Annotated in this window: 12 protein-coding genes; 9 read left to right on the top strand and 3 right to left on the bottom strand. The window is 60.7% G+C overall.

What is annotated here, in order from left to right:
• The first annotated feature begins 2 nt into the window (after positions 1-2).
• The 3 genes from flgD (at position 3) to HKK54_RS02075 (ending at position 3,310) form a co-directional block, all read left to right on the top strand.
• On the top strand, positions 3-731 hold the full coding sequence (gene flgD / locus HKK54_RS02085) for a flagellar hook assembly protein FlgD (protein ID WP_010165771.1): 729 nt from the start codon (positions 3-5) through the stop codon (positions 729-731).
• 31 nt (positions 732-762) lie between these two features.
• On the top strand, positions 763-2,085 hold the full coding sequence (flgE, locus tag HKK54_RS02080) for a flagellar hook protein FlgE (RefSeq protein WP_010165772.1): 1,323 nt from the start codon (positions 763-765) through the stop codon (positions 2,083-2,085).
• 145 nt (positions 2,086-2,230) lie between these two features.
• Positions 2,231-3,310: a hypothetical protein gene (locus tag HKK54_RS02075; RefSeq protein ID WP_169386030.1), complete on the top strand. Its 1,080-nt coding sequence runs from the start codon at positions 2,231-2,233 to the stop codon at positions 3,308-3,310.
• Between the two features lie 102 nt (positions 3,311-3,412).
• Here the strand turns inward: HKK54_RS02075 and HKK54_RS02070 are convergent, their stop codons facing one another.
• Positions 3,413-6,310: a ribonucleoside-diphosphate reductase subunit alpha gene (locus HKK54_RS02070; RefSeq protein ID WP_010165776.1), complete on the bottom strand. Its 2,898-nt coding sequence runs from the start codon at positions 6,308-6,310 to the stop codon at positions 3,413-3,415.
• A gap of 731 nt (positions 6,311-7,041) precedes the next feature.
• Between HKK54_RS02070 and HKK54_RS02065 the strand changes: the two genes are divergently transcribed.
• Both HKK54_RS02065 and HKK54_RS02060 read left to right on the top strand, forming a co-directional pair.
• Positions 7,042-7,767, top strand: coding sequence for a response regulator (locus HKK54_RS02065; protein WP_010165778.1), 726 nt, complete (start codon positions 7,042-7,044; stop codon positions 7,765-7,767).
• Entirely contained in the window at positions 7,764-9,374 is a 1,611-nt protein-coding gene (locus HKK54_RS02060; protein ID WP_169386029.1) for an ATP-binding protein, read from the top strand. The genes HKK54_RS02065 and HKK54_RS02060 overlap by 4 nt, the downstream gene beginning before the upstream one ends.
• Before the next feature lie 88 nt (positions 9,375-9,462).
• On the opposite strand, the gene HKK54_RS02055 is transcribed toward HKK54_RS02060, so the two are convergent.
• Entirely contained in the window at positions 9,463-10,179 is a 717-nt protein-coding gene (locus HKK54_RS02055; RefSeq protein WP_169386028.1) for a 4'-phosphopantetheinyl transferase family protein, read from the bottom strand.
• A 180-nt stretch (positions 10,180-10,359) separates the two neighbouring features.
• On the opposite strand from HKK54_RS02055, the gene HKK54_RS02050 reads away from it, so the two are divergent.
• The 3 genes from HKK54_RS02050 to HKK54_RS02040 are packed head-to-tail and all read left to right on the top strand — an operon-like array spanning position 10,360 to position 12,707.
• Positions 10,360-10,668 carry a hypothetical protein gene (locus HKK54_RS02050; RefSeq protein WP_010165784.1) on the top strand — a complete coding sequence of 103 codons (309 nt, stop codon included), beginning with the start codon at positions 10,360-10,362 and terminating at the stop codon, positions 10,666-10,668.
• A gap of 18 nt (positions 10,669-10,686) precedes the next feature.
• On the top strand, positions 10,687-11,364 hold the full coding sequence (locus HKK54_RS02045) for a response regulator transcription factor (protein WP_003214228.1): 678 nt from the start codon (positions 10,687-10,689) through the stop codon (positions 11,362-11,364).
• Complete coding sequence (locus HKK54_RS02040) at positions 11,361-12,707, top strand: ATP-binding protein (RefSeq protein ID WP_169386027.1); 1,347 nt, start codon at positions 11,361-11,363, stop codon at positions 12,705-12,707. Before HKK54_RS02045 ends, HKK54_RS02040 begins: the two co-directional genes overlap by 4 nt.
• Positions 12,708-12,827: 120 nt before the next feature.
• Here HKK54_RS02040 and HKK54_RS02035 read toward each other — a convergent pair whose 3' ends face one another.
• Entirely contained in the window at positions 12,828-13,826 is a 999-nt protein-coding gene (locus HKK54_RS02035) for an AraC family transcriptional regulator (RefSeq protein ID WP_169386026.1), read from the bottom strand.
• A gap of 338 nt (positions 13,827-14,164) precedes the next feature.
• On the opposite strand from HKK54_RS02035, the gene HKK54_RS02030 reads away from it, so the two are divergent.
• On the top strand, positions 14,165-15,499 hold the full coding sequence (locus tag HKK54_RS02030) for a dicarboxylate/amino acid:cation symporter (RefSeq protein WP_010165794.1): 1,335 nt from the start codon (positions 14,165-14,167) through the stop codon (positions 15,497-15,499).
• Positions 15,500-15,643 lie beyond the last annotated feature (144 nt).

Raw genomic sequence — 15,643 nt, 5'->3', positions numbered from 1 at the left:
TAATGGCCATTGTTGATACCAGTTCGACCAACACGGCGGTCCAGGACCTTTTCAATTCCAAGGTCAAGACTGCGACAGATAACAGCAGCGTCGGCAGCGCTGTCAGTTCGGCGACCGGCAACCAGTCGTTGGGCAAGGACGCGTTCCTGCAACTGCTGGTAACCCAACTGAAAAACCAGAACCCGCTGTCGCCCCAGGACAACGGCGCGTTCGTGGCACAGCTGGCGCAGTTCAGTAGCCTGGAAGGCATCAACACCCTGAATGACTCGGTGAACGCGATTTCCAGCAACTTCAGTTCCTCGCAGGCGCTGCAGGCTTCGTCGCTGGTGGGGCGCTCGGTGATCACCCAGACCGACAAGGCCATGGTTGATACCAGCAAGAGCATGACCGGTTCCGTGGCGGTGACGGCAGCGACGGGTAACGTCTCCGTCAAGATCACCGACAAGGACGGCAACGTCGTACGCACCATCGACATGGGCGCCCAGAGCGCCGGCAATTCCAGCTTTGTCTGGGATGGCAAGAACGATGCGGGCGAGACGGCGCCTCCAGGCACCTACACCTTCAATGCCACCACCAAGAATGACAAGGGTGACTCGGTTGCCCTGGCTACCTCGCTGCCGGCAACGGTGACCAGCGTGACCCTGGGTACGAACGGCGGCGAAATGCTGCTTAACCTGGCGGGCGGCATGGGCAGTATCAAGCTGTCGCAAATTCAGACTATCGGTACATAGAGCCGGCTAAATACGGCAAAAGGAGAGAACAATGTCTTTTAACATCGGCCTTAGCGGCCTCTATGCGGCCAACAAACAACTGGACGTGACCGGTAACAACATCGCCAACGTCGCGACCACCGGTTTCAAGTCGTCCCGTGCGGAATTTGCGGATATCTACGCGGCTTCCAAGTTGGGCACCGGCCAGAACAGCATCGGTAATGGCGTGAACCTGGCGGCAGTGTCCCAGCAGTTCACCCAGGGTGACGTCAACAACAGCGGCGGCATTCTGGACATGGCGATCCAGGGTGGCGGCTTCTTCGTGCAGAAGGGCAGCGACGGCTCGCTGGAGTACACCCGTAGCGGTGCCTTCCGTGCCGACAAGGACGGCTACATCACCAACAACACCGGTACTTCGCGCCTGCAAGGCTATGCGGCCGACGCCGATGGCAACATTCAGAAGGGTGGTTTGACCGACCTGCAACTGAACCTGTCGAACCTGCCGCCGAAGGCGTCGAGCAAGGTGGATTCCACCAGTAACCTGAACTCGTCCGAGCTGCCGATCGACCAGACGGCACACCCATTTGATCCGACGAAGTCGGACAGCTTCACTACCCAGTACTCCACCACCCTTTACGATACGCAGGGCAACGCGCATCCGATGGTGCAGTACCTGGTGAAGACAGACTCCAACACCTGGAAGTCCTACACGCTGATCGACGGACGTAACCCTGACGGCTCGCCGATCAGCGGCACCGGCACCGACGTCAAGGCGCCAGTCGCCTCGACGCTGTCGTTTGACAGCTCGGGCAAGCTCACGGGCATCGTCACCCCGCCAGCCACCGCTTCCAATACCACGCTGACCATTTCCGACTGGAAGCCGGGCGGCCTGGTCAACGGTGTCTGGACGTCTAACGGGGCGGCTGCCAATACAGCCGGGGTTGCCGTCAACATGGCGAACATCACCCAGTACAACTCGGCTACCTATCGCAACCCGCCGACCACCGATGGCTACGCCACCGGCCAGATCACCGGGCTGAAAATCGACGGCACCGGTGTACTCTTCGCCACTTTCAGCAATCAGCAGAGCAAGGCCATTGGCCAGATCTCCCTGGCGAGTTTCAACAACGAGCAGGGCTTGCAGCCAAACGGCGGCACCACCTGGAAAGAGACCTTTGCGTCGGGCCAGCCAGGGTTTGATACCCCGCAATCCGGCACCTTGGGTTCGATCGTGGCCAACTCCCTGGAGAACTCCAACGTCAACCTGACCAACGAGCTGGTGGACCTGATCAAGGCCCAGAGCAACTATCAGGCGAACGCCAAGACCATCTCCACCCAAAGCACCATCATGCAGACCATCATTCAGATGACCTGATGCTGTCGCTTTAAGCCGCTTCACCGGAAAGCCCCTCGATCGAGGGGCTTTTTTTTTGGTCGTCTACCGGAACGTGCGATGCCTGTTTGACCACCTATCAAGCCAAGAGCCGTTGTGCCTTGTGATTATTGGTGGAGGGGAAGGTATGTGGGGTCTTTCGGTGTCACGCGATGGTTCGGGGGGTGTGCCATATGACGTTTGGGGGGCAGGGCGGTACCAGAGGGGCGCCGGCGGTTCGGATGGCATCAAGGATAACCTGGCGTCTGAAAAGGAAACCGTCACAAGCCTGCTCAGGCAGTTGGATGACGCCGAAAAAACCTCCAAGAGCCAGACCGCCCAGGACCTGCGCGACAAACTTCATGAAAAACGAAAAGAGCTGGGTGATGAAGCGTTCAAGGAGATTCTCGAGCAACTGAAGAAAGAGTTATCCGAACAGTGGTTGGCGCTTTTGAAGGCACTGTTTCCGGACTTGTTTCCGGATGCGCCTTCCCCTTCACCGGCGCCCACTCCTTCGCCCGGTGGCGGTGGCGGTGGCGGCGGCGGTGGCGGCGGTGGCGGTGGCGGCCTTGGTGGTGGCGGGTTTGGTCCCTCCGAGTCCATGAGCAACAAACCGCTCACCGAAGGCGCAAAACATTTCAACTACAAACCCGACAACAGCAACCCGGGGAAAAAACCGGACAATATCTGGAGTGGTTTCAGCCAGGGCCCCGACGGCAACTGCATCACTGTCTCGGCGATAAAGGCCGCCATGATGCAGTTTGGCCAGAAGCCCACCGACGTCTTCAAGGAGGTGAAGGAGAGCGGTGACGGTTTCGACGTGACCATGCGTGATGGATTCAAACTCCACCTGTCGCAGAGCGAATTGCAGCAGGCTGCCACCCATGCTCGGTTCAAGGGCGATGACCCGGCCATGATGACTGATGCCAACTTCATGTATGCGGCGAGCGCCAAGCGGGCGCAGATGGAAAACAACGACGGTACGGCAGGACGCAGTTTCCAGGCGGCGATGAATAGCCTCAACGATGGAGAGTATGCGCGGGAGGGGCTGGACCGCCTGGGTCTGAAAGGACGTTACAGGCCAGCGACCGATGAGGATCTGAGAAACAGCAAGGTGGGGACGGTGGAATACGGCGGGCACTCGATGGCCGTGATAAACGGCCGGATTGAGTTATGGGGGCAGCGAGGCGGCGTGCCTCAGTCCGGTATGGCAACCGTATTGTTCTAAGGCCCGCGCGCTTTTTTAGCGGGCAAAAGAAAACCCCCGATACGCCATAGGCCTATCGGGGGTTATTCAAGCCTGGGTGGTTAAACCCGGGACCGGCTCAGCTTACTGGCAAGCTTCGCAATCCGGCTCGTCGATCGCGCAGGCTTTAGGCACTGGCGCCGGGCCGGCAGGAGCGGCGAGAACCGAATCATCACCGTGGTTGCCGCCGCTGGAAACAGCGTTCAGCTTGCCGGTGTTGATGGTCGACTTCTCGGTACTGGTAGCGGCCAGGGCACGGAGGTAGTAAGTGGTTTTCAGGCCACGGTACCACGCCATGCGGTAGGTCACGTCCAGCTTCTTGCCCGATGCGCCGGCGATGTACAGGTTCAGCGACTGAGCCTGGTCGATCCACTTCTGACGACGGCTGGCGGCGTCAACGATCCACTTGGTGTCCACTTCGAAGGCCGTCGCGTAGAGCTCTTTGAGTTCTTGCGGGATGCGTTCGATCTGCTGCACCGAACCGTCGTAGTACTTCAGGTCGTTGATCATGACCGAGTCCCACAGGCCGCGGGCCTTGAGGTCGCGAACCAGGTACGGGTTGATCACGGTGAATTCGCCCGACAGGTTCGATTTCACATACAGGTTCTGGTAAGTCGGTTCGATCGACTGCGATACGCCAGTGATGTTGGCGATGGTGGCGGTCGGTGCGATGGCCATGATGTTGGAGTTACGAATACCTTTCTGCACACGGGCACGTACCGGCGCCCAGTCCAGGGATTCGTTCAGGTCAACGTCGATGTACTTCTGGCCACGTTGCTCGATCAGGATCTGTTGCGAATCCAGCGGCAGGATGCCTTTGGACCACAGCGAACCCTGGAACGTCTCGTAGGCGCCGCGCTCGTCGGCCAGGTCGCAGGAAGCCTGGATCGCGTAGTAGCTCACCGCTTCCATGGACTTGTCGGCGAACTCGACCGCAGCGTCCGAACCGTAAGGAATGTGCTGCAGGTACAGCGCGTCCTGGAAGCCCATGATGCCGAGGCCAACCGGACGGTGCTTGAAGTTGGAGTTCTGCGCCTGTGGTACCGAGTAGTAGTTGATGTCGATCACGTTATCGAGCATGCGAACGGCGGTGTTCACGGTGCGTTCCAGCTTGGCGGTGTCCAGCTTGCCGTTGACGATGTGGTTCGGCAGGTTGATCGAGCCCAGGTTGCAAACGGCGATTTCGTCCTTGTTGGTGTTCAAGGTGATCTCGGTGCACAGGTTCGAGCTGTGGACCACGCCCACGTGCTGCTGCGGGCTGCGCAGGTTGCACGGGTCTTTGAAGGTCAGCCATGGGTGGCCGGTTTCAAACAGCATGGAGAGCATTTTACGCCACAGGTCTTTGGCCTGGATGGTCTTGAACAGCTTGACCTTGCCCGGGTATTCGGTGAGGGCTTCGTAGTACTCGTAGCGCTCTTCGAAGGCCTTGCCGGTCAGGTCGTGCAGGTCCGGTACTTCGGATGGCGAGAACAGGGTCCACTTGCCGTCATCGAAGACACGCTTCATGAACAGGTCAGGGATCCAGTTGGCGGTGTTCATGTCGTGGGTACGACGACGGTCATCACCGGTGTTCTTGCGCAGCTCGATGAACTCTTCAATGTCCATGTGCCAGGTTTCCAGGTAGGCACACACAGCGCCTTTGCGCTTGCCACCCTGGTTCACGGCGACGGCGGTGTCGTTCACCACTTTCAGGAACGGTACAACGCCCTGGGACTTGCCGTTGGTGCCCTTGATGTACGAACCCAGTGCACGCACCGGCGTCCAGTCGTTACCCAGGCCGCCGGCGAATTTGGACAGCATGGCGTTGTCGTGGATCGCGTGGTAGATGCCCGACAGGTCATCCGGCACGGTGGTCAGGTAGCAGCTCGACAGCTGTGGACGCAGGGTACCGGCGTTGAACAGGGTCGGAGTCGACGACATGTAGTCGAAGGACGACAACAGGTTGTAGAACTCGATGGCACGGTCTTCTTTCTGCTTCTCTTCAATCGCCAGGCCCATGGCCACGCGCATGAAGAACACTTGCGGCAGTTCGAAGCGGATACCGTCCTTATGGATGAAGTAACGGTCGTACAGGGTTTGCAGGCCCAGGTACGTGAACTGCTGGTCGCGCTCGTGGTTGATTGCCTTGCCGAGTTTTTCCAGGTCGAAGGTGGCCAGGACCGGGTTCAGCAATTCGAATTCGATACCCTTGGCGATGTACGCAGGCAGGGCCTTGGCGTACAGGTCGGCCATCTCGTGGTGGGTGGCGCTGTCGGCGACTTTCAGGAAGCCCAGGCCTTCGGCACGCAGGGTGTCCATCAGCAGGCGCGCGGTCACGAACGAGTAGTTCGGCTCACGTTCAACCAGGGTACGGGCGGTCATCACCAGGGCGGTGTTGACGTCGGTCAGGGCCACGCCGTCGTACAGGTTCTTCAGGGTTTCACGCTGGATCAGGTCACCATCGACTTCTTCCAGGCCTTCGCAGGCCTCGGTGATGATGGTGTTCAGGCGGCCCAGGTCCAGCGGTGCAAACGTACCGTCGGCCAGGGTGATGCGGATCGACGGGTGAGCTTGTACGGCGGCTTCTTCGGCCGGGGAGCGTACGGCACGTTCCTTGGCGCGGGAGTCACGGTAGATCACGTAGTCGCGGGCAACTTTCTGCTCGCCGGCACGCATCAGGGCCAGTTCGACCTGGTCCTGGATTTCTTCGATGTGGATGGTGCCGCCCGATGGCATGCGACGCTTGAACGTTGCGGTGACCTGTTCGGTCAGGCGGGCAACGGTGTCGTGGATGCGCGACGAGGCAGCAGCGGTGCCGCCTTCAACTGCAAGAAACGCTTTGGTGATGGCGACGGTGATTTTGTCATCGGTGTAAGGAACGACAGTGCCGTTACGCTTGATCACACGCAATTGGCCGGGCGCGGTGGCGGACAGATCCAGGTTCGAATCAGCGGCCTGCGGCACGGAGCCTTGCGGGTTCTCGCGAGTTGTGTCGGTTTGCATGGGGGGTTGTCTCCACATTCTATATTTATTTGGGCACCATCACGGTGCCCACCGTTCCGTCCTGAAGCACTTACAACAGGCCTGGGCCTGGCATAACAACTTCGGGACAGGAGGAAGGGAGCTGTTCGCGCCGCTTCCATGCCGAAGTCTTCGGTTACAAGCCTTGGGGCTCTTTACCGTATTCCTGGTGGGTGACAGTTTCGTACTGCAACACCCGTACCGTTTTCGCCTGATCGGGGCAGAAAACGGCTGCCATCCGCGTGCGCGGTTTGGTCTTCTGAAAAAGGCTTAAGTTCAACCAAACAGGAGCAAGAAAGAGCTTGAGTTTCTTGTCTGATTTGTGTTTGGTCTTTTCGCTGAAAACCCTACATGTAGGGTTTTTTTTGCGACGACCTACAAGATAATGCGTTTTGGGGGGCTTAGCAACGGACTACCTGTGGATAACGTTGTGGGTAAAATGTGTATGAAACGTGGAACAGCCGTGTAGGCCGCAGTACTGCTGGATTGCGCCGTTTGTCACTGAATATTCCGAGGTGAAAACACCCGGTTGAATTTTTGCGGGCGCGAACCCTATCACAAAAAAACACGATGTCCGAACGCATTTGCGCGCTTGTGCTAGAGGGCTGGCTCATGGCTACAATCGTCCTTTAATTCACGCGATATCTTGTTCATTCCACATGACAACTGTAGGAGCGAGCCCGCTCCTACAATAATGAGAACCGAGGTAACGCATGGAGCAAGAAGCCTGGCAGGTATTGATTGTCGAGGACGACGAACGACTGGCCGAGTTGACCCGTGACTACCTGGAGAGCAACGGCCTGCGGGTGTCGGTGGAAGGCAACGGCGCCCTCGCGGCGGCGCGGATCATCGCCGAGCAGCCAGACCTGGTGATCCTCGACCTGATGTTGCCCGGCGAAGACGGCCTGAGCATCTGCCGCAAGGTGCGCGAGCGCTACGACGGGGTAATCCTGATGTTGACGGCGCGTACCGATGACATGGACCAGGTGCTGGGCCTGGACATGGGCGCCGACGACTACGTGTGCAAGCCCGTACGCCCACGCCTGTTGCTGGCGCGGATCCAGGCCCTGCTGCGGCGCAGCGAAAGCGTCGAGCCGGCCACGCCCGAAAAACAGCGGCGTCTGCAATTCGGCCCGCTGGTGGTGGACAACGCCCTGCGTGAAGCCTGGCTGCACGAAGGGGGCATCGAGCTGACCAGTGCCGAATTCGACCTGCTGTGGCTGCTGGTGGCGAATGCCGGGCGGATCCTGTCCCGGGAAGAAATCTTCACCGCCTTGCGCGGCATTGGTTATGACGGCCAGGACCGCTCCATCGACGTGCGCATCTCGCGGATCCGCCCGAAAATCGGCGACGACCCGATTCACCCGCGGCTGATCAAGACCATTCGCAGTAAGGGCTACCTGTTCGTCCCCGAAGCTGCTGCTGACCTTACGCCGTGAACTCGATCTTCCTGCGCATCTACGGCGGCATGTGCGCGGCGCTGATTCTGGTGGCGTTGCTCGGCGTACTGGCCTTGCACCTGCTCAATGAAGTGCGCAGCGGCCAGTACCGCGAGCGCCTGGCCCACGGCACCTTCGCGCTGATGGGCGACAACCTGCAACCCATGAGCGCCATCGAGCGCCGCCGCGCCCTGGCGGTGTGGGAGCGCTTGCTGGGCATCCCGCTGGAGTTGCAGACCGTGGCCGAAGCGCACCTGGACCTGAGCCAGCGCACCCGCCTGCAACGCGGCCAGGTGCTGGTGGAGCAAACCGGGCCTCACGCAGCGAGGGTGCTGCGGTTGGTCAGCGACCAGGAACAACTGTTGCTCACCGGTGAAGTGCAGCAAATCAGCGAACAACTGGCCCGCGCGACTATTTACCTGCTGGCCGATGAGCTGGTGCGTTTCCCGGTGGCCGAGCAGCCGCAGAAACTCGCCGACCTGAAAGAGGCCAAGGGCTTTGGTTTCGAGATGCACCTGGTGATGCTCGATCAGGCGGATATGGATGATGACCAGCGCCGCCGGGTGTCCGAAGGCGATACCGTGATGGCCCTGGGCAAGGGGGGCGACTCGATCCGGGTGTTTGCCGGCATGGTCGGCACGCCGTGGGTCCTGGAAATCGGCCCGCTGTACCAGATGAACCCATACCCGGCGCAATGGCTGATCCTGATCGCGCTGATCAGCCTGACCCTGATCGGCTTGATCGTCTATTTATTGGTGCGCCAACTGGAGCGGCGCCTCAGTGGCCTGGAAGCCGCCGCCACGCGCATCGCCAAAGGCAGCCTGGAAGTGCGGGTGCCGGCCCGGGGGGCCGATTCGGTCGGCCGCCTGGCCGCAGCGTTTAATGGCATGGCCGAACACCTGCAACGCCTGCTGGCGATCCAGCGCGAACTGGTGCGTGCGGTGTCCCATGAACTGCGCACCCCGGTGGCGCGCCTGCGATTCGGCCTGGAGATGATCGGTGACGCGGCCACGCCTGAAGCGCGGCGCAAGTACATGGAAGGCATGGACAGCGATATCCAGGACCTCGATGGCCTGGTGGACGAAATGCTGACCTACGCGCGGCTGGAGCAGGGTTCGCCGGCGCTGGACTTCCAGCGGGTCGACCTCAGTGCGTTGCTTGATCAGGTGATTGAGGAGCTGTCGCCGCTGCGCCCGGAAATCAACGTGGCACGGGGCATCTGCCTGTCATCGGCCCACTGGGACGATGCGTGGGTGGAAGCCGAGCCGCGCTACCTGCACCGTGCCCTGCAAAACCTGGTGAGCAACGCCATGCGCCATGCCCAAGGGCAAGTGCTGATCAGTTACCAGGTGGGCCAGGTGCGCTGCCGCATCGACGTGGAAGATGACGGGCCGGGCGTGCCGGAAAGTGCCTGGGAGCGGATCTTCACACCGTTCCTGCGGCTGGACGACAGCCGCACCCGTGCGTCGGGCGGGCACGGGTTGGGATTGTCGATTGTGCGGCGGATCATCTATTGGCACGGCGGCCGGGCGTTGATCAGCAAGAGCAATAACCTGGGGGGCGCGTGTTTCAGCCTGAGTTGGCCAAGAGACCAAGAGAAAACCTGAAACGGCCATCGCAGGCAAGCCAGCTCCCACATTTTGCAGTGAGAACCCGATCAAAGGTGGGAGCTGGCTTGCCTGCGATGACGGTGCTTCAGGCGCTGACGGCCACCAGGCTCAACAACTGCCCGCCATCCACCGCAAACTGCGCCTCCAGCTCCTTGCCATGGCACCACTCGGCGGACAAGTCCGTCAGCAACCGCAGTCGCGCATGGCCGGTATCCGACCATTCCAGCAACTCGGCATGCTCAAAATAGAAGCGCTTCTGCACGATCGGGTAGAGCGCCTTGAACAGGCTCTCCTTGGCCGAAAACGTCAACGTCACCACCTGCGCAATCTGCTCCCGCGGCCCGGCCGCCATACGCTGCAGTTCATCCGGCGTCAGGATTTCCCCGGCCAGGCGTTCCGCCCGCTCCAGGGTCAGCAGGTTTTCCAGGTCCATCCCCAGCCCGCGCCATTGGGCCTTGTGAGCGACGATGGCCGCCGCATGGCCGGTGCTGTGGGTGATCGACCCACTGATGTGGGCGGGCCAGACCGGCGCGCGGTCCTCGCCAATCGCCGGCACGCAATCGAGCCCATCCAGTTTCTGCAGCGCGGCGCGGGCACATAGCCGACCGGCCAGAAACTCCGCCTGCCGCTTGGCCACCGAACGCTGGATGCTCGCGGGCGGCGGCACGGCGCTGCGCTGGAAGTCGCCGATGGCCAGCAGGGCCGGGTCAAAACGGGTGCTCAGCAAGACCGTGCCGGGCAAGGCGACGGGCAACGGCCAATGGGCATCAAGTGGGGTGCAGCAAGCAGGTAGGGAATTCATGCCGGGTATTTTGCCGAGTTGGAAGGCCGCTGGATAGCCTGCGGCCGGGGATACGTAAATAACTCTTTACACAGTAGCCGGCCTCGGTTCAGCCCAGGTTCAGAGAGTGTTCAGGGGGAGTTCAGGGGCGTCTGCGTAGTCTGGCCCCGTACCCAAAGCCAAAGCGTATGAGGTAGCACCATGACTGCGATCAAGAAGCTGATGTTGGCGTTAACCATGCTCAGTGCCACTGCTGGCGTGCAGGCCTCTGACGCGAGTTTCGCGGGTTTCTCCAAAGAGAAGAGCAAAAAGCCCTACAGCCTGCTTCAGCGGGTGAGCTTCGAAGATGCCGGCGAACACGCCGCCCCCTGGGGCCAGTCCCTGGGCCAGCACCCTGCGCAGTCGGACTATCGCGTAGGCAATGAAAACCTGTCAGGTCACTTCAACGGCAGTAAACTGCGCCAGCAAGACCTGCAGGGCCGCTATGATATACCCCAGTTGGAAAGTTGATTTGCCTTGGAGAGCTTTATGAAATTGCTGGTTGTCGAAGATGAGGCGTTGCTGCGTCATCACCTGTTGACCCGCCTTACCGACAGCGGTCACGTGGTCGAGGCCGTCGCCAATGCCGAGGAGGCGCTGTACCAGACCGGGCAATTCAACCACGACCTGGCGATCATCGACCTGGGCCTGCCTGGCATGGGCGGCCTGGACCTGATCCGCCAACTGCGCGCCCAGGCCAAAACGTTTCCGATCCTGATCCTGACCGCCCGCGGCAACTGGCAGGACAAAGTCGAAGGCCTGGCCGCCGGTGCCGACGACTACGTGGTCAAGCCGTTCCAGTTCGAAGAACTGGAAGCGCGAATGAACGCACTGCTGCGCCGCTCCAGCGGGTTTACCCAATCGACCATCGTCGCCGGGCCGTTGCTGCTGGACCTCAATCGCAAGCAGGCGTCCCTCGACGAACAGCCACTGGCGCTGACCGCCTACGAATACCGCATCCTCGAATACCTGATGCGTCACCATCAGCAGGTGGTCGCCAAGGACCGCTTGATGGAACAGCTCTACCCCGATGACGACGAGCGTGATCCGAACGTCATCGAAGTGCTGGTGGGCCGCCTGCGTCGCAAGCTGGAAGGCCCGGCAGGGTTCAAGCCGATCGACACCGTGCGCGGCCTGGGCTACCTGTTTAATGAGCGCTGCCGTTGATTCGCTCGTTACGTGTGCGGTTGATGCTCGCGGCCACCATCCTGGCCGTGCTGTTTATGCTGGCCTTGTTGCCGGCCATGCAGGGCGCCTTCAGCCTGGCCCTGCAGGACTCCATCGAGCAGCGCCTGGCGTCGGATGTCACGACGCTGATTTCGGCTGCCCGGGTTGAAAACAATCGCCTGCTGATGCCCGCGCAGTTACCGGATGAGCGCTTCAACCTCACCGATAGCCGCCTGCTGGGCTACATCTATGACCGCGAAGGCCACCTGGTCTGGCGTTCGCGTGCCACCCAGGAAGAGAACATCAACTACAAGCCGCGCTATGACGGGCGCGGCAACGAGTTCGCACGGATTCGCGAGGCCAACGGCCAGGAATTTTTTGTCTATGACGTCGAGGTCAAGCTGCTGGGCGGCAAGAGCGCGGCATTCAGTATTGTCGCCCTGCAACCGGTGCGCGAATACCAACTGACCCTCGAAGGCCTGCGGGAAAACCTCTACCTGGGTTTCGGCGCCGCCTTGCTGGTGCTGCTCACCCTGTTGTGGCTGGGCCTGACCTGGGGCCTGCAAGCGCTGCGCCGGCTGAGCCAGGAGCTGGATGAGATCGAAGGCGGCACCCGGGAAAGCCTCAGCGAGCAACACCCCCGCGAACTGCTGCGCCTGACCGGCTCCCTCAACCGCTTGCTCCACAGCGAGCGCGAGCAACGCACCCGTTACCGCGATTCTCTGGACGACCTGGCCCACAGCCTGAAAACCCCGTTGGCGGTGTTGCAGGGCGTGAGCGAAGACATGGCCCAGCGCCCCGAAGACCGGGACCAGGCCTGGGTGCTGCAATCGCAGATCGAGCGCATGAGCCAGCAGATCAGCTACCAGTTGCAGCGCGCCAGCCTGCGTAAAAGCGGCCTGGTGCGTCACCAGGTGCGGCTGGAGCCGGTGCTGCAAAGCCTGTGCGATACCCTGGACAAGGTCTACCGCGACAAGGGTGTGAAGGTGGCTTTCGATTTGCCGGACGACTGTGACGTGCCGATCGAGAAGGGCGCCTTGCTGGAACTGCTCGGCAACCTGCTGGAAAACGCCTACCGCCTGTGCCTGAGCGAAGTGCGCATCAGCTTGCAGGAAAGCCTGGAAGGCACCGAGTTGTGCATCGAAGATGACGGCCCCGGCGTGCCGCCGGACCAGCGTGCGCGCATCCTGCAACGAGGCGAGCGGCTCGACCGCCAGCATCCGGGGCAGGGCATTGGCCTGGCGGTGGTCAAGGACATCATTGAAAGCTACAGCGCACGGTTGACCCTGGGGGATTCACCGCTAGGGGGGGCCGCGTTCAAGATTCACTTTCCGGCCGTGTGATCTTTATGGCTGCACCGGCCTCATCGCAGGCAAGCCAGCTCCCACATTGTGACTGTGTCCACAAATCAAACTGTGGGAGCCGGGCTTGCCCGCGATGAGGCGGGTACTGGCAACGCTTATCTAACTCTCTTGTGCTCTATAGGCCCCCGGCGTCAACCCGGTCCACTTCTTGAACGCCCGATGAAACGCCGACGGTTCGGAAAACCCCAACTGCTCGGCGATTTCCTGCAGCGACAAATCCGCCCGCCCCAAGTGATAAATCGCAATGTCCCGGCGCAGTTCATCCTTGAGTGCCTGAAAGCTGGTGCCTTCTTCCCGCAAATGCCGACGCAGGGTCTGTGGGCTGATATGCAGGTGCTGGGCGACGGCTTCCAGGTCGGGCCAGGGCGTGCGGTCGCGGCTTAACAAGCGCCGCAACTGGCTGCTCAAACTGTCGCCTTCATCCGGGCGTGACAACAGGTCGGCCGGTGAACGTTCGAGGAAATGCTTGAGGGTGCGCTCGTCCTGCAACAGCGGCAGGCTCAGATAGCGGCTCGGAAACACCAGGCTGCTGGTAGGCGCCGAAAACACCTGCGGGCAGGGGAACAGCAAGTCGTACTCAGTGGCGTGGGGCGGCATCGGGTAGCTGAAGGTGGCCTGGTCCAGGCGGATACGCTGGCCGATCAGCCAACTGCCGAGGCGATGCCAGATCACCAGCAGGCATTCGCTGAGGAAGTGATCCGGGTCCCAGAGTTGCGAATCATCCAGGCTCAAGCGGGCCATTTCCCCCTCGCGCGTCAGGCGCCAGCGCGGACCCTGCGGGAATAGGCTATAAAATAATAGACCGCGTTCCAGAGCCTTCTCCAGGGTGCGGCAATGAATCAGCGCGTGGCACATCATGGCGAAAGTGCCGCGCTTGCTCGGGCCTTCGGCGAAACCCAGGTATTCGTCATCCAGCGCCAACCACAGCATCTGCAGGAGCCGGGTGAATTGTTCCGGGGCGATGCGGGCGCGGGGTTCGCTCAGCAATTCCGGGGTAATGCCCACTTGCTGCAGCAGGCCCGAGTAATCGAAACCGGCCCGGCGCGCACCGCCGAGGGCGGCCCGGGCGTAGTGACTGGCGATGGTACGTTCACGCATGAGGGGCCTCGTCCATTGAGTGGCGGATGTTAGCCATCCTGTGCGGGGGCAACAAGGCGGATATCCGCCAAATTGTAGGACGAGATCGGGCGGGTAGGCGGAAACCCGCCACTGTCTGTAGGGGCTGTCTGAAGCTGAAAATCCCCCGAGCGCTGATGTCTAAAGGCCTTCAGCGGTTTTCAGCAAATGTGGCACGACGCTTGCGATACAGAGCGCAGGGAGACCGGCCTTGAGCGGGCTCTCAAACAACAAATCCCTCCAGTGCAGGAGGGTTCGCAATTCAAGTGTCGTGGGCAATGGCGGATATTTGCCACACGAGACGATTGAGGAACTTTGCAATGACGACTCGTCAGCCACTGTACAAATCCCTGTATTTCCAGGTGATCGTTGCAATCGTTATCGGTATTTTGCTCGGTCACTTCTACCCGCAGACCGGCGTGGCCCTCAAGCCACTGGGTGACGGCTTTATCAAGCTGATCAAAATGGTCATCGCCCCGATCATCTTCTGCACTGTTGTCAGCGGCATCGCTGGCATGCAAAGCATGAAATCGGTCGGCAAAACCGGCGGCTACGCGCTGCTGTACTTCGAAATCGTTTCCACCATCGCCCTGCTGATCGGCCTGGTCGTGGTCAACGTTGTGCAACCGGGCGCCGGCATGCACATCGACGTGGCTACCCTGGACGCTTCGAAAGTCGCGGCCTACGTGACTGCCGGTGCAGACCAGAGCATCGTTGGCTTCCTGCTGAACGTGATCCCGAACACCATCGTTGGCGCGTTCGCCACCGGTGACATCCTGCAAGTGCTGATGTTCTCGGTGATCTTCGGTTTCGCCCTGCATCGCCTGGGTGCCTACGGCAAGCCGGTGCTGGACTTCATCGATCGTTTCGCTCACGTGATGTTCAACATCATCAACATGATCATGAAGCTCGCGCCACTCGGTGCCCTGGGCGCCATGGCGTTCACCATCGGTGCCTACGGTGTAGGTTCGCTGGTGCAGTTGGGCCAGTTGATGATCTGCTTCTACATCACCTGCATCCTGTTCGTGTTGATCGTGCTGGGTGGCATCTGCCGCGCTCACGGCTTCAGCGTCCTGAAACTGATCCGCTACATCCGTGAAGAACTGCTGATCGTACTGGGTACTTCCTCGTCCGAGTCCGCACTGCCACGCATGCTGATCAAAATGGAACGCCTGGGCGCCAAGAAGTCGGTAGTGGGTCTGGTTATCCCGACTGGCTACTCCTTCAACCTGGACGGTACTTCGATCTACCTGACCATGGCTGCCGTGTTCATCGCCCAGGCGACTGACACCCACATGGACATCACCCACCAGATCACCCTGTTGCTGGTACTGCTGCTGTCCTCCAAAGGCGCGGCTGGCGTAACCGGTTCGGGCTTCATCGTACTGGCCGCTACCCTGTCGGCTGTTGGCCACCTGCCGGTTGCCGGCCTGGCGCTGATCCTGGGTATCGACCGCTTCATGTCCGAAGCCCGCGCACTGACCAACCTGGTAGGCAACGCCGTTGCGACCCTGGTTGTGGCCAAGTGGGTCAAGGAACTGGACGAAGACAAACTGCAAGTCGAACTGGCTTCCGGTGGTCGCGGTATCTCCGAGACCCGTGAAGAAGACGACCTGGGCGTGGCCGAAGGCCCGACCCCAACCGCCGTCAAGTAAGGCTGCACCGCGTGTAAAAAACCCATCTTCGGATGGGTTTTTTTATGCCTGTTCGAGCACAACGGTCACTGTTGGTGTTGGTTAAGGTGATTGCCGCTTTCTGCCGGGATTGCCTACTCTGTGACTCATCGAACCGGAATCGGA

The organism is Pseudomonas sp. ADAK13, from assembly GCF_012935715.1.
Classification (GTDB): Bacteria; Pseudomonadota; Gammaproteobacteria; order Pseudomonadales; family Pseudomonadaceae; genus Aquipseudomonas.
Note: the sequence above shows the minus strand (reverse complement) of the source record. Positions and strands in the feature narration are given on the sequence as shown.